At 64.8% G+C, this 13,729-nt stretch carries 13 protein-coding genes; 10 read left to right on the top strand and 3 right to left on the bottom strand.

Annotation, left to right across the window (positions count from 1 at the left end):
* Nucleotides 1-60: 60 nt before the first annotated feature.
* The 8 genes from epd to QYS36_RS23090 all read left to right on the top strand — a co-directional run bounded on the left by epd (nucleotide 61) and on the right by QYS36_RS23090 (nucleotide 6,449).
* Nucleotides 61-1,125 carry an erythrose-4-phosphate dehydrogenase gene (gene epd / locus QYS36_RS23125; RefSeq protein WP_308841701.1) on the top strand — a complete coding sequence of 355 codons (1,065 nt, stop codon included), beginning with the start codon at nucleotides 61-63 and terminating at the stop codon, nucleotides 1,123-1,125.
* A 10-nt stretch (nucleotides 1,126-1,135) separates the two neighbouring features.
* A complete protein-coding gene (locus QYS36_RS23120; protein WP_308841828.1) occupies nucleotides 1,136-2,299 on the top strand; it encodes a phosphoglycerate kinase in 1,164 nt (387 codons plus the stop codon).
* Nucleotides 2,300-2,423: 124 nt separating this feature from the next.
* Nucleotides 2,424-2,618, top strand: coding sequence for a hypothetical protein (locus QYS36_RS23115; protein WP_308841700.1), 195 nt, complete (start codon nucleotides 2,424-2,426; stop codon nucleotides 2,616-2,618).
* A 15-nt stretch (nucleotides 2,619-2,633) separates the two neighbouring features.
* A complete protein-coding gene (locus tag QYS36_RS23110; RefSeq protein ID WP_374990491.1) occupies nucleotides 2,634-2,963 on the top strand; it encodes an MliC family protein in 330 nt (109 codons plus the stop codon).
* A gap of 100 nt (nucleotides 2,964-3,063) precedes the next feature.
* On the top strand, nucleotides 3,064-4,128 hold the full coding sequence (gene fba, locus QYS36_RS23105; protein ID WP_288356403.1) for a class II fructose-bisphosphate aldolase: 1,065 nt from the start codon (nucleotides 3,064-3,066) through the stop codon (nucleotides 4,126-4,128).
* Nucleotides 4,129-4,337: 209 nt separating this feature from the next.
* Nucleotides 4,338-4,781, top strand: a complete 444-nt coding sequence (locus QYS36_RS23100; RefSeq protein ID WP_308841699.1) for a hypothetical protein — start codon at nucleotides 4,338-4,340, stop codon at nucleotides 4,779-4,781.
* A gap of 26 nt (nucleotides 4,782-4,807) precedes the next feature.
* Nucleotides 4,808-5,896, top strand: a complete 1,089-nt coding sequence (locus tag QYS36_RS23095) for a PQQ-dependent sugar dehydrogenase (protein WP_308841698.1) — start codon at nucleotides 4,808-4,810, stop codon at nucleotides 5,894-5,896.
* A gap of 46 nt (nucleotides 5,897-5,942) precedes the next feature.
* On the top strand, nucleotides 5,943-6,449 hold the full coding sequence (locus tag QYS36_RS23090; protein WP_308841826.1) for a M48 family metallopeptidase: 507 nt from the start codon (nucleotides 5,943-5,945) through the stop codon (nucleotides 6,447-6,449).
* A 15-nt stretch (nucleotides 6,450-6,464) separates the two neighbouring features.
* Here QYS36_RS23090 and QYS36_RS23085 read toward each other — a convergent pair whose 3' ends face one another.
* Both QYS36_RS23085 and yccS read right to left on the bottom strand, forming a co-directional pair.
* Nucleotides 6,465-6,947: a transcription elongation factor GreAB gene (locus QYS36_RS23085; protein ID WP_308841697.1), complete on the bottom strand. Its 483-nt coding sequence runs from the start codon at nucleotides 6,945-6,947 to the stop codon at nucleotides 6,465-6,467.
* Nucleotides 6,947-9,130 (bottom strand): YccS family putative transporter, encoded by a 2,184-nt coding sequence (yccS, locus tag QYS36_RS23080; RefSeq protein WP_308841696.1) that lies wholly within the window; start codon nucleotides 9,128-9,130, stop codon nucleotides 6,947-6,949. The genes QYS36_RS23085 and yccS overlap by 1 nt, the downstream gene beginning before the upstream one ends.
* Before the next feature lie 230 nt (nucleotides 9,131-9,360).
* Here yccS and QYS36_RS23075 point away from each other — a divergent pair, with 230 nt between their 5' ends.
* Entirely contained in the window at nucleotides 9,361-10,038 is a 678-nt protein-coding gene (locus QYS36_RS23075; protein ID WP_308841695.1) for a glutathione S-transferase N-terminal domain-containing protein, read from the top strand.
* A 24-nt stretch (nucleotides 10,039-10,062) separates the two neighbouring features.
* On the opposite strand, the gene QYS36_RS23070 is transcribed toward QYS36_RS23075, so the two are convergent.
* Entirely contained in the window at nucleotides 10,063-12,324 is a 2,262-nt protein-coding gene (locus tag QYS36_RS23070; protein ID WP_308841694.1) for an EAL domain-containing protein, read from the bottom strand.
* 163 nt (nucleotides 12,325-12,487) lie between these two features.
* Here QYS36_RS23070 and desA point away from each other — a divergent pair, with 163 nt between their 5' ends.
* A complete protein-coding gene (gene desA, locus QYS36_RS23065) occupies nucleotides 12,488-13,672 on the top strand; it encodes a delta-9 fatty acid desaturase DesA (RefSeq protein WP_308841693.1) in 1,185 nt (394 codons plus the stop codon).
* The last annotated feature ends 57 nt before the right edge of the window (nucleotides 13,673-13,729 follow it).

Raw genomic sequence — 13,729 nt, 5'->3', positions numbered from 1 at the left:
TACAGCGCCCGGTGGATCGATAAAGCGCGATCCACCCTACGGGTTCATCCGAGATCTCCGATGTCCTATCGCCCTTACCGCGTTGCCCTGAATGGCTACGGCCGCATCGGCCGTTGCGTGCTGCGCGCCTTGCATGAGCGAGCAGGCGACGCCCGGCTGGATATCGTCGCGCTCAATGACCTGGCCGACCAGGCCAGCATCGAATACCTGACCCGTTTCGACTCCACCCACGGGCGTTTCCCCGGTGAGGTAAAGGTCGCGGGTGACCATCTGCATATCAACGGCAAGCCGGTGCGGGTGCTGCGTCAGCGCGAGCCCGAGGGCGTCGACTGGCGTGCGCTGGGCATCGACCTGTTGCTCGAGTGCTCAGGCCAATACACCAGCCGTGAGCAGGCCGAGCGCTTTCTGCAGGCTGGTGCGCCGCGGCTGTTGCTGTCGCAGCCGATGGCCAGCGAAAGCGATGTCGACGCCACGGTGGTGTACGGCGTCAATCAGCAGTGCCTGACGGGCAGCGAGCGTCTGGTATCCAACGCCTCGTGCACCACCAACTGCGGCGTGCCGCTGCTCAAGCTGCTCAACGAGGCGGTGGGGCTGGACTACATCTCCATCACCACCATCCACTCGGCGATGAACGACCAGCCGGTGATCGATGCCTATCACGACGAAGACCTGCGCCGTACGCGCTCGGCCTTCCAGTCGGTGATTCCGGTGTCTACCGGGTTGGCGCGCGGCATCGAGCGGTTGCTGCCGGAACTTGCCGGGCGAATCCAGGCCAAAGCCATTCGGGTGCCGACGGTCAACGTGTCCTGCCTGGATATCACCTTGCAGACCGCCCGTGACACCAGTGCCGAGGAGATCAACCGGATCCTGCGCCAGGCCGCCGAACACGGGCCACTGCAGGGTCTGCTGGCGTACACCGAGTTGCCACACGCCAGTTGCGATTTCAACCATGATCCGCATTCGGCCATCGTCGACGGCAGTCAGACGCGGGTATCCGGGCCACGCCTGGTCAACCTGCTGGCCTGGTTCGACAACGAATGGGGTTTCGCCAATCGTATGCTCGACATGGCTGTGCATTATCTCGATGCCGCCGCTCATTTATCACCAGCCCCCGTTAAGGACTGATTCAATGACCCTGAACATCGCGAAAATGACCGACCTTGATCTGCAAGGTAAGCGCGTGCTGATCCGTGAAGACCTCAACGTGCCGGTCAAGGACGGCGTTGTGAAGAGTGATGCGCGGATTCTCGCCGCGCTGCCGACCATCAAGCTGGCCCTGGAAAAAGGCGCTGCGGTGATGGTCTGCTCGCACCTGGGTCGCCCGACCGAAGGCGAATTCAGCGAAGAGAACAGCCTGGCGCCGGTGGCGGCCTACCTGAGCAAGGCCCTGGGCCGCGACGTGCCGCTGGTCAAGGATTACCTGAACGGCGTTGAGCTCAAGGCCGGCGACCTGGTGCTGTTCGAGAACGTGCGTTTCAACAAGGGCGAGAAGAAGAACGCCGACGAGCTGGCCCAGCAATACGCCGCCCTGTGCGACGTGTTCGTGATGGACGCCTTCGGCACCGCGCACCGCGCCGAAGGCTCGACCCATGGCGTGGCCAAGTTCGCCAAGGTCGCTGCGGCCGGCCCGCTGCTGGCGGCTGAGCTGGACGCCCTGGGCAAGGCCCTCGGTGCGCCGGCCCAGCCGATGGCGGCGATCGTCGCCGGCTCCAAGGTGTCGACCAAACTGGACGTGCTGAACAGCCTGAGCAGCATCTGCGATCAGCTGATCGTCGGTGGCGGCATCGCCAACACCTTTCTGGCCGCGGCCGGTTATCCGGTCGGCAAGTCGCTGTACGAAGCCGACCTGGTCGACACCGCCAAGGCCATCGCTGCCAAGGTCAGCGTGCCGCTGCCGGTCGATGTGGTGGTCGGCAAGGAGTTTTCCGAGTCCGCTGCTGCGACCGTCAAGGCCGTCGCCGATGTGGCTGACGATGACATGATCCTCGACATCGGCCCGCAGACCGCCGCGCAGTTCGCCGAGCTGCTCAAGGCCTCGAAGACCATCCTGTGGAACGGCCCGGTCGGCGTGTTCGAGTTCGACCAGTTCGGTGAAGGCACCAAGGCCCTGGCCCTGGCCATTGCCGAAAGCCCGGCGTTCTCCATCGCCGGTGGCGGTGACACCCTGGCAGCCATCGACAAGTATGATGTGGCTGAGCGCATTTCCTATATCTCCACTGGCGGCGGTGCCTTCCTCGAGTTCGTCGAGGGCAAGGTGCTGCCAGCGGTGGAGATTCTCCAGAAGCGTGCAGCCGAGTAACGGCGATACCAGGGCGCGGGTCGGTATGCAGCGCCATAGTGGCGGTTTCGTACAGACCCTAAACCTTGGCGGGCGGCGGTGGTCATTACCCTTGTAGGGAAAATCAGCCAGCAAGGAGTGACCGATGCGTAACCTGATCATGCTATTGAGCTTGAGTGTCGTCCTGGGCGGTTGTGCCGCGGGCGGATCGCCACGCGATGAGGCTTGCCGTGTATTGAGTCCGGCGGAAATCGATCTGCCGACCACCCGCGAGGAGCAGCGCATCGAAGGGCAGAGTACCGGTGACTCGACGCCGCCCGTAGGCGAGCAGAACTGCTAGAGCAAGGAGAAGGCGATGAACCGTTATAAATATGCTGCTGCGTTGCTGGCACTGGCCATGCTTGCCGGCTGTGCCGGCAAGGACTACGCCGACAGCCAGCCATGGAACCGCTGGGTATGTGACAGCCAGGCCGAAGTGTTCTGGCGCTACGCCGACCCGGCCCACGAACAGGTCGATGTGCGCATGGGCGGTAGCGATGTCGTCCATCGCTTGAGCCTGGAGCCTTCCGGTTCCGGCGAGTTGTACAGCGACGGTACGCTGTCCTTCCATGCCAAGGGTGAGGAAGGCCTGGTCTACCGCACCGCCAATGATGATTTGCTCGGGCGCGGCTGCAAGGCGCCCTGAATGACCTGCGAGCGGCATGCCCGCTCGCGCAAACTTGAATAGCGCCTGCCACTGCGGCAGGCTTGCACGATCAACGAGCCCTATCGGGAGATAGCAAAACATGGCACTTATCAGCATGCGCCAGATGCTCGACCACGCCGCCGAATTCGGCTACGGCGTGCCGGCCTTCAACGTCAACAACCTCGAGCAGATGCGCGCCATCATGGAAGCCGCCGACAAGACCGATTCGCCGGTCATCGTCCAGGCCTCTGCGGGTGCCCGCAAGTACGCCGGCGCGCCGTTCCTGCGCCACCTGATCCTTGCTGCGATCGAAGAATTCCCGCATATCCCGGTGTGCATGCACCAGGATCACGGCACCAGCCCTGATGTGTGCCAGCGCTCCATCCAGCTGGGTTTCAGCTCGGTGATGATGGACGGCTCGCTGAAAGAAGACGGCAAGACCCCGGCCGATTACGACTACAACGTGCGCGTCACTCAGCAGACCGTTGCCTTTGCCCACGCCTGCGGCGTTTCGGTCGAGGGTGAGCTGGGCTGCCTGGGCAGCCTGGAAACCGGCATGGCCGGTGAAGAAGACGGCGTCGGCGCCGAGGGCGTGCTCGATCACAGCCAACTGCTGACCGACCCGGAAGAAGCGGCCGACTTCGTCAAGAAAACCCAGGTCGACGCCCTGGCCATCGCCATCGGCACCAGCCACGGCGCCTACAAGTTCACCAAGCCGCCTACCGGCGACGTGCTGTCGATCGAGCGCATCAAGGAAATCCACAAGCGCATCCCCAATACCCACCTGGTGATGCACGGCTCCAGCTCGGTGCCGCAGGACTGGCTGGCGATCATCAACGAGTACGGTGGCGACATCAAGGAAACCTACGGCGTGCCGGTCGAGGAGATCGTCGAAGGCATCAAGTACGGCGTGCGCAAGGTCAACATCGACACCGACCTGCGCCTGGCCTCCACTGGCGCAATTCGTCGCTTCATGGCGCAGAACCCCGCCGAGTTCGATCCGCGCAAATACTTCGCCAAGACCGTGGAAGCCATGCGTGACGTGTGCATCGCCCGCTACGAAGCCTTCGGCACCGCCGGCAATGCCTCGAAGATCAAGCCGATCTCCCTGGAAGGCATGTTCCAGCGTTACGCCAAGGGTGAGCTGGCCGCCAAGATCAACTGATCGCAGCGTTCATGGCGTAGCCTGAAAGCCGCCTGCCCGTGAAGGGCCGGCGGCTTTGCTGTATCTGGCCTGGGCTGTTTTCAGCATGAGCAGTGTGCCGCCACGGCGGGCATTCCCCGGTTCACGAAAAACCATGTAAAACTCCTGTCCCGCTGCCCCCCGGGCGCTGCGCCATACTGCCGACACGCGTTTCAGGATGTCGGCTCCCCATGCCTCAAAACTCTCGCCTGTGGCTGCCATTCGGCTTGGCCGTGCTCGTTGCCACCGTGCTCGGCAGCATCGTTCAGACCCAGTTCAATCTTGCCGCCCTGCAGCAGCTGGGCGCCTACATTCCCCCAGGCATTCGCCTGCAGGCCACGACCCACGACCTGCTGGGGTTCAGCCCGACCTTTGCTGCCCTGGTGATCGCCGCCTTCATCGTTGCCCTGCCGCTGACCGCCCGGCTGGCACCTGCCCAGGGCGTGCTGCGCTGGCTGGCATTTCTGCTAGCCGGCGCCCTGGCGGTGTGGCTGGCGTTGACCGCGGCCAATGCCGTAGCGCCGATGCCGACGCTGATCGGCGCCAATCGCACGCTGTCCGGCACCCTGGCGCTGATGCTCTGTGGCAGCCTGGGGAGCCTGGTGTTCGCACGTTTCAGCGCCGCTGCGCGCTGATGGTTTTTTCTCTGCTCAAGGATGTGATGTTGAAAGCCGTCTTGCTGGCAGTAGCGCTGTGCGCGGGCGCGCTGGCCCATGCCGATTACCGTATCGAAACCGTCACCGGCGGCCTGGCCCATCCCTGGTCCATGGCGTTCCTGCCCGATGGCCGCATGCTGGTCACCGAGCGCACCGGGCAGCTGCGCCTGATCGATGCCCAGGGCAAGCTGCAGGCCGCGCCGGTCGGCGGCCTGCCGGCGCCCTTCGTGGCCACCCAGGCAGGGTTGATGGAAGTGGCGCTGGACCCCCACTTCGCCAGCGACCCGTGGCTCTACCTGAGCTACGCCCATGGCGAGCTCGACGCCAATAACACGCGGCTGGCCCGCGCCCGGCTGGTCGACGGCGAGCTGCGCGATTTCCAGGTGCTGTTCACCGCCCAGCCGGCCAAGGCAGGCGCCTCGCACTATGGTGGGCGGATTGCCTTTCTGCCCGACGACACCCTGGTGCTGACCCTTGGCGATGGCTTCGACTGGCGCGAGCAGGCGCAGAACCCTGCCAATCACCTGGGCAAGACGGTGCGCCTGAACCGCGACGGCAGCATCCCACAGGACAACCCGCTGCGCGGCCAGCCCGGCGCCGCCGAGGAAATCTACAGCCTGGGGCACCGCAACGTGCAGGGCATCGTCTACGACCGCCAGCGCAAGCGCCTGTACAGCCACGAGCACGGCCCCAAGGGCGGCGACGAGCTGAACCTGCTGCAGCCCGGTGGCAACTACGGCTGGCCGCTGGCCTCCTTTGGCGTCGACTACACGGGGGCGATGGTCACGCCCTTTACCGAGCTGCCCGGTTACCTGGCGCCGGAGCTGCACTGGACGCCTTCGGTGGCGCCCTCCGGGCTGGCGCTGTATACCGGCGATCGCTTCCCGCACTGGAAAGGCGACCTGTTCGTATCCACCCTGGCGGAAAAGAGCGTGCGCCGGGTGCGGCTCGACAAGGGCCGGCTGGCCGGTGAAGACGTTCTTTTCCAGGAGCTGGAGGAGCGCATCCGCGCTGTGTACGACGGCCCGGACGGTGCCCTCTACCTGCTCACCGACAGTGCCGAAGGCCGCCTGCTCCGGGTGGTGCCGCTGTAGCCCAGGTGCGGCATAATTGGCCGCCAGCCATACCCGCCGTATCGCCATGACGCCGCTCAAATACCTCCAGGGTTACTCCGCCTCGCTCCAGGAACAGGTGCGCCAGATGATCGCCGGCGAGCGCCTGGGTGATTACCTGGCGCAGCGCTATGGGGGCCGCCACGCGGTGCAGAGCGACAAGGCGCTGTATGCCTATGTAATGGCACTCAAGCAGGAGCATTTGAAGAATGCGCCGGCCATCGACAAGGTGCTGTTCGACAATCGCCTCGACCTCACCCACCGTGCCCTTGGCCTGCACACCAGCATTTCCCGGGTGCAGGGCGGCAAGCTCAAGGCCAAGAAGGAGATCCGTGTCGCCTCGCTGTTTCGCGAGGCGGCGCCGCAGTTCCTGCAGATGATCGTGGTGCACGAGCTGGCGCACCTCAAGGAAAGCGATCACAACAAGGCGTTCTACAAGCTTTGCGAATACATGCTGCCCGATTACGCGCAGTTGGAATTCGACCTGCGCCTGTACCTGACCTGGCGTGACCTGCAGTCGATTGCTCCCGCGTGATGCCGCCGGCGTCGTTCAGTGCGCCTCGATGATCTGGTGATGCTGTACGCGGCCGGCGATCTTCAATTCGATTTCATCGCCGGGCTGACGGCCCAGCAGGCGCTGGCCGAGCGGCGCGTGGGGGCTGAGCACGAGAATTTCCCGCTGCAGGGCCTGCACCTTGATCGCCGCGCCATCCGGGCCGAGGAACAGCCATTGCTCGTGGTCGTTTTCGTCAGCCAGCAATACCAGCGCGGTGAGGCGGATGCCCAGGACTGCATCGAAAGGGCGTAGTTGCAGCTGCCGCCAGGCCCGTAGCGTCAGGCCGATTTCCTCTACGCGGCGTGCCTGGCCGGCAGCCAGGTAGGCCGCTTCCAGGCCCAGGGTGTCGTATTTGTTCTCGGCGATGTTCTCTTCGTGGGTCGCCGTCTCATGGGCGACCCGCGCGGCCTGCTCGGCGGCAGACAGGTCGCCGGCCAGGTGCTCGATCACCTGTTGGACGATGGCTTGCTTGTCCATCAACGGGTCGCCTTGGCGCGGTTTTTCAGGAGGTGAGCGGCCAGCGTGCGTAGCGGCCCGAGCTGCCGGGCAATCAGCGAGAGCTGGGTCTGCACCAGGCGCTGCGCATCGTCGAGCTCTTCGGGTATCTGCTCCAGGACGCCGGCGAGTTGCTCTTCGCTGTCGCTCTGGATAGCTACCGGGCTCAGCTCGTTCAAGCCGCGGGCGATCTCGTCGAGGCTATCGGCCAGGCGCTGGGCACTGGCCGGCAGCTCGCCTTGTTCATCGGCCAGCAACGCCTCGCCGCGATGCGCGCCCAGGCCCGACAGATAGCTGAGCAGGGTGTGCGAGAGCACCAGGAAGCGAAAGCCGATATCCGCCTCCTTACGGAAGTGCCCGGGCTCCATCAGCATGTTGCCCAGGGTGGTCGACAGCGCGGCGTCGGCGTTGTGGGCGTTGCGCCGGGCCAAGCGGTAGGCGAGGTCGTCGCGTTTGCCTTCGGTGTACTGGCGCATGATCTGCCGCAGGTAGGTGCTGTTGCAGCTCAGGGTGTTGGCCACCACGCGATTGAGCCGGCGGCCCTGCCAGTCCGGCAGGATCAGGAACACCGCCAGGCCGGCGATCAGGCTGCCGAGCAGGGTGTCGAACAGGCGCGGCAGGATCAGCCCATAGCCATCGCCCACCTGGTTGAAGCAGAACAGCACCAGCAGGGTGATCGCCGCCGTGGCCACGGTGTAGCGGCTGGAGCGGGTGGCGAAGAACACCACGCCGGCTGCCACGGCGAAAAAGGCCTGGATCAGCTGTGCCGGGAACAGGTCGATCAGCGCCCAGCCCAGCAGCAGCCCGAGTACGGTGCCGATGATGCGCTGCACCAGCTTTATGCGCGTGGCGCCGTAGTTGGGCTGGCAGACGAACAGGGTGGTGAGCAGAATCCAATAGCCCTGGGTCGGGTGGATCCAGTGCAGCACGCCGTAACCGGCGGCCAGGGCGATGGACAGGCGCAGGGCATGGCGGAACAGCAGCGAGGTCGGGGTGAGCTGCAGGCGGATGCGCTCCCATACGTCGCGCAGCGATTGCGGCTCGCGGTCGAGCAGCGAGCTGTCCTGCTCTTCGGCCAGGGCATCGGGGTTGCTGGCGCTGCTCAGCAGGCGGTCGAGGGTGCCGAGGTTGCCGGCCAGGGCACCAAGCGAACGCAGCAGGTGTTTCCAGGCCGGGTTGCTCTGGATGCGCAGGTGCTCCAGAGACGCCTGCAGATCGGCTTGGGCCTGGCTGTAGTGCTCGCCGTATTCGAACGGCTGGCGCAGTTCGATGGCCTGGGCCAGGGCGTGACAGGCCTTGCCGTGCAGGCGCAGCAGGCGCTGGCAGCGGAACATCACGTCGCTGTGGAAGAAAGCGTCGGCCAGGGCGTTGTAGGGATAGTGCGAGGAGCTGGCGCGCTCGTGGATGTCCTGGGCGAGGAAATACAGCTTCAGGTAGCGGCTGACCTTCGGGCCAGGGCGGCCATTGCCGACCCGGTGCAGGATGATTTCCTTGGTCGCGTTGAGCGCCGCCACCACCCGGCCATTCTGCTTGGCCAGATCCAGGCGACGGGTTTCCACGTCCAGCTGGCGCAGCGGTTCGAACAGTGCGGCCTTGAGCTTGAGGTACAGCCCCAGTTCCCGAAACAGCCGAGCCAGGCTCTGTTGCACCGGTTGGTGGGCGAACAAGGCATGCCAGAGCACCGACAGCGCACCGTACCAGGCGGCACCCGCCACCAGCAGCAGCGGCTCGAGCCACAGCCCGGCAACGCCGCCGCGCTGCTCCACGCCGATCATGCTGTACACCGCCAGAATCAGCGTGGCCGAGCCGAGCGTGGCAAAGCGTTCGCCCAGGGCGCCGAGCATGGTCAGGGTAAAGGCCGATAGCGCCAGGGCACTGACGAACAGCCAGGGGTAGGGGAACAGGAATTCGACCGCATAGGCCGCGGCGCTGAAGCAGCCCAGGGTGACCAGCAGTGCGGCGAGCCGCCCCTGCCAGCTATCGTCGGTTTCCGCCAGGGCGCTGGCGATCACGCCGAGAAACAGCGGGATCAGGCTGTGCATCCAGCCCTGGTGCCAACACAGCGCCAGGCTGCCGCCCAGGGCGATGAACACCCGCAGGCTGTAGCTGAACTTGTCCAGCGCCCAGAGGCGGCGCAGCGAGTGGCGCAAGGAGGAAGACGGCATCCGGATCGCGACCTTTAGCGGGAAAGAAGACTGACACGCCGTTCAGCGCGGCGTTTCGATTGTGCCTTGCCTGCATCGTTCAGTGCGAGAGGCGCTTTGCTTGCCGGCGCACGGATGCCGCCGCGCTGCGGGTCAGCGCAGCTGAACTCTGTGCGCCGCGCCTGGCTCCAAGATTTACCCATTGCCCAGCGGCGCCGGCAGGCAGGCCGCCATCATCGACAGGAGCGCCCATGATCGACCTCCATTACTGGACAACCCCCAATGGCCACAAGATCAGCATCTTTCTCGAAGAGAGCGGGCTGGAGTACAACGTGCACCCGGTCAATATCGGCGCCGGCCAGCAGTTCGAACCGGCGTTCCTGAAAATCTCGCCGAACAACCGGATTCCGGCCATCGTCGACAACAACCCCAGCGACGGCGGCGAGCCGATCTCGGTGTTCGAATCCGGGGCGATTCTCGAATACCTGGCCGACAAGATCGGTCGCTTCATGCCACTGCAGCCACGCCTGCGCGTGCAGGTGCAGCAATGGCTGCACTGGCAGATGGGCGGCCTGGGCCCGATGGCCGGGCAGAATCATCACTTCGTGCGTTTCGCGCCGGAGCAGATTCCCTATGCCATCGATCGCTACGTGAAGGAAACCGCGCGCCTGTACGGCGTGCTGGACCGCCAGCTCGAGGGGCGCGAGTACGTGGCCGGTGACTATTCGATTGCCGACATGGCCATTTACCCCTGGGCCAAGGGCTGGGAGCTGCAGCGCCAGCGCCTCGAGGACTTCCCCAACATGGCGGCCTGGCTGGCACGTATGGGCAAGCGTTCTGCGGTGCAGCGTGCTTACCAGGTTGCCGAAGCCGTTGGCCAGCGTCCTGACGAAGTGCTGAGCAGCGAAGCGCGCAAGGCGTTGTTCTGAGGTGGGCCCCTGGCGTGGCACCGGTCACGCCAGTTTCAGATCCTGGGCCGGCACCGGCCGGCCAATGAAATAACCCTGGGCGTAGTCGCAGCCCAGCTGGCGCAGGCGCTGCAACTGCTCGTCACGCTCCACGCCCTCGGCGAGCACCTTCATCTCCATGCTGTGGGCCAGGGCGATGACCGCCCGGGTGATCGCCAGGTCGTCGTTATCGTGGGGCAGGCCGGCGACAAAGCTCTGGTCGAGCTTGAGCTTGTGCACCGGCAAGCGTTTCAGGCGCGCCAGCGAGCTGTAGCCGGTGCCGAAGTCGTCGATCGCCAGGCGTACCCCCAGGTTGCGCAACCGTACGAGCAGGGCCTGGGCCTGATCCGGGTCATCCATCACCGCGCTTTCCGTCACCTCCAGCTCCAGGCAGCCTGCCGGCAGGCCGCTGCTGGCCAATACCTGGGCGACGCGCTGATCCAGCTCGCCGCGGCTGAACAGGCGGCTGGAAATGTTCACGGCCACGAATTGCAGGCGGTGTCCGGCGCTGCGCCAGGCCACCATCTGCTGGCATGCCTGTTCGAGTACCCAGGCGTCGATGGCGCTGATCAGGCCGCTGTCTTCGGCAATCGGGATGAATTCGCCAGGTGGCACCAGTCCCCGTTGCGGATGTTGCCAGCGTACCAGCGCCTCGACGCCGATCAGGCAGTTGTCGGCGAGGCTGTGCAGCGGCTGGTAATGCACCCGTAGTTCGCCATTGTCGATGGCATGGCGCATGCCGGCGATCAACTCCACGCGCTGGCGGGCATACTCGGTCTGCGCCTGGTCGTAGAAGGCGAAGCCTTCACGGCCACTGCTCTTGGCCTTGAACAGCGCCGAGTCGACGTTGCGCAGCGCCTCGTCGACGGTCTTTGCGTTTTCCGGATACAGGCAGATACCGACGCTGGCCGAGATGAACAGCTCCTGTCCGTCGAGCAGAAAGGGGGCGTTCAGGCAGTCGATCAAGGTCTGCGCCAGGTGCGCTGCCTGTTCTGCCTGGGGGCAGTCCTCGCAGAGCACGGCGAATTCATCGCCACCCAGGCGCGCCAGGGTGCTGGCGCTGCCGAGCCGGCTGGCCAGCCGCTCGCCAGCGGCTTTCAGCAGCAGGTCGCCGACGTTGTGGCCGAGGCTTTCGTTGATGTGCTTGAAGTGATCCAGGTCCACCACCAGTACGGCGCCACGCTCCCCATCGCGCTGGGCGCGCTGCAGGGCATGCTCGACGCGCTCGCCGAACAGCAGGCGGTTGGGCAGGCCGCTCAGCGGATCATGGTGGGCGAGGTGATCGAGCTCCTGCTGGGAGTGCTTGAGCAGGCTGATGTCGGAAAACACCGCAACGTAATGGCTGGGTTGGCCGTGGTCACCGCGCACGGTGCGAATGCACTGCCATTGCGGGTAGATTTCACCATCCTTGCGGCGGTTCCACACCTCGCCGCTCCAGGTGCCCTGGGTCTGCAGGCGGTGCCAGAGATGCTGGTAGAACGCGGCGTCGTGGCGGCCGGATTTCAGCAGCCTGGTGTGCTTGCCGAGGATCTCCGCTTCGCTGTAGCCGGTGATGCGGCTGAACGCCGGGTTGATGTGCACGATGGTCTGCTGCGCATCGGTGACCAGCACGCCTTCCTGGGTCGACTCGAATACCGCTGCCGCCTGGCGCAGGCTGTCGGCGTCGGCGCGACGCTGGGTGATGTCCTTGACCGTGCCGATGAAACGCGCCGGTCGCCCCAGGCCATCGAGTTGCAGACGCCCGCGCGACAGCACCCAGCGGTAGCTGCCGTCACGGTGGCGCAGGCGGTAGCTGTTCTCGTAGGCGGTGTCTTCGCTCGCCTGCAGCACTTCGTCGAGGGCGCGCTGGTAGGCCGGGCGATCCTCGGGATGCAGCAATTGCTGCCACTGCTCACGGTCGCTGCCCAGCTCGCCATCGTTCAGGCCCAGTAGCGTGTGATACCCAGGCGAGTAATACAGGCGCTGGTGGTGCAGATCCCAGTCCCAGAGACCGTCTTCGGTGGCCGACAGGGCCAGGCTGAGGCGCTCCTCGCTGGCGCGCAGCGCCGCGCCGATCTGCGCCTGGCGGTGCAACTGACGGTTGAGCACCAGGTACAGCAGGCTACTGGTCAGCAGCACGAATACCAGGCCCTTCCAGACCTGAAGCTGCTCCGTCTGTCGGGCCGTTAGATCGAGGGAGGCCAGCAGCAGGTCGCTGAGCACGATCCACAGACCGGCGCTTATCAAGTAGGTGAAAGTCAGGCGCAGCGCGCCTTGGCGAGTGCTCATGGGTGGCGAGTGGCTTCGTTGGCGCAGAAAAAGATCATCCGTGGGGGCGTCTTTGTAACATTCTTAGCCAAAAGACCAAGTGGTTTTCCCGCAGCTGATGTTGATAATGGAAGCGCGGCACATTGTTCGCATCGCTTTTTCTCTGCAAGAGGTACCCCTGCCCATGTGGTACAACGGTTTTCTCGATCTGCCGGTCTGGCAGCTCATAGTCGTCACCCTGGTGATGACGCACATCACCATCGTGGCCGTAACGGTCTATCTGCATCGTTACTCTGCCCACCGCTCCCTGGAGCTGAATCCGCTACTCAAGCACTTCTTCCGGTTCTGGCTGTGGATGACCACAGGCATGAACACCCGCGAGTGGACGGCCATCCACCGCAAGCACCACGCCAAATGTGAAACCGCCGACGACCCGCACAGCCCGGTAGTGAAAGGGCTCGGTACGGTGATGCGCAAAGGCGCCGAACTGTATGCCGACGAGGCGAAGAACGAGGACACCCTGCGCATCTACGGCAAGAATTGCCCCGATGACTGGATCGAGCGCAACGTCTACTCGCGCTTCCCGCTTGGCGGTGTGTCGCTGATGCTGATCATCGACGTGCTGCTGTTCGGCGCACTGGGCCTCACCGTGTGGGCCGTGCAGATGATCTGGATTCCCTTCTGGGCGGCCGGGGTCATCAACGGCCTGGGTCACGCCGTCGGTTATCGCAACTTCGAATGCCGCGACGCGGCCACCAACCTGGTGCCCTGGGGCATCATCATTGGCGGCGAGGAGCTGCACAACAATCACCACACCTATCCCAACTCCGCCAAGCTGTCGGTCAAGCCCTGGGAGTTCGACATGGGCTGGGCGTGGATCCGCCTGTTCAGTTTTCTGCGCCTGGCCAAGGTTCAGCGCGTTGCGCCAATCGCTCATCGGGTACCGGGCAAGGGGATTCTGGACATGGACACCGCCATGGCCATTCTCAACAACCGCTTCCAGATCATGGCCCAGTACCGCAAGCTGGTGATCGCACCGCTGGTCACCCAGGAACTGGCCAAGGCCGATGAGTCGGTTCGCCACCAGTTCCGCCGCGCCAAGCGCCTGCTCTCGCGTGAGCCGAGCCTGCTGCAGGACAAGCAACAGGTGCATATCGACGCCATGCTGGCGCACAGCCAGGCGCTCAAGGTGATCTACGAGAAGCGCCTGGCGCTGCAGTTGATCTGGGCGCGTACCAGTGCCAATGGTCACGACATGCTCGAGGCCATCAAGCAGTGGGTACACGATGCCGAGGCGAGTGGCATTCAGTCCCTGCGTGACTTCGCCGAGCAGTTGAAGACCTACTCGTTGCGGCCCGTCGCAGCGTGACGTAGCGCACAAAGCTGAGTGGGCGGTGAACCGCCCACTGCCGGCATGGTCATAGCT

Source organism: Pseudomonas sp. G34, assembly GCF_031119625.1.
Lineage (GTDB): Bacteria > Pseudomonadota > Gammaproteobacteria > Pseudomonadales > Pseudomonadaceae > Aquipseudomonas.
The sequence above is the reverse complement of the archived record's forward strand: the minus strand, read 5'-3'. Positions and strand labels throughout refer to the sequence as shown.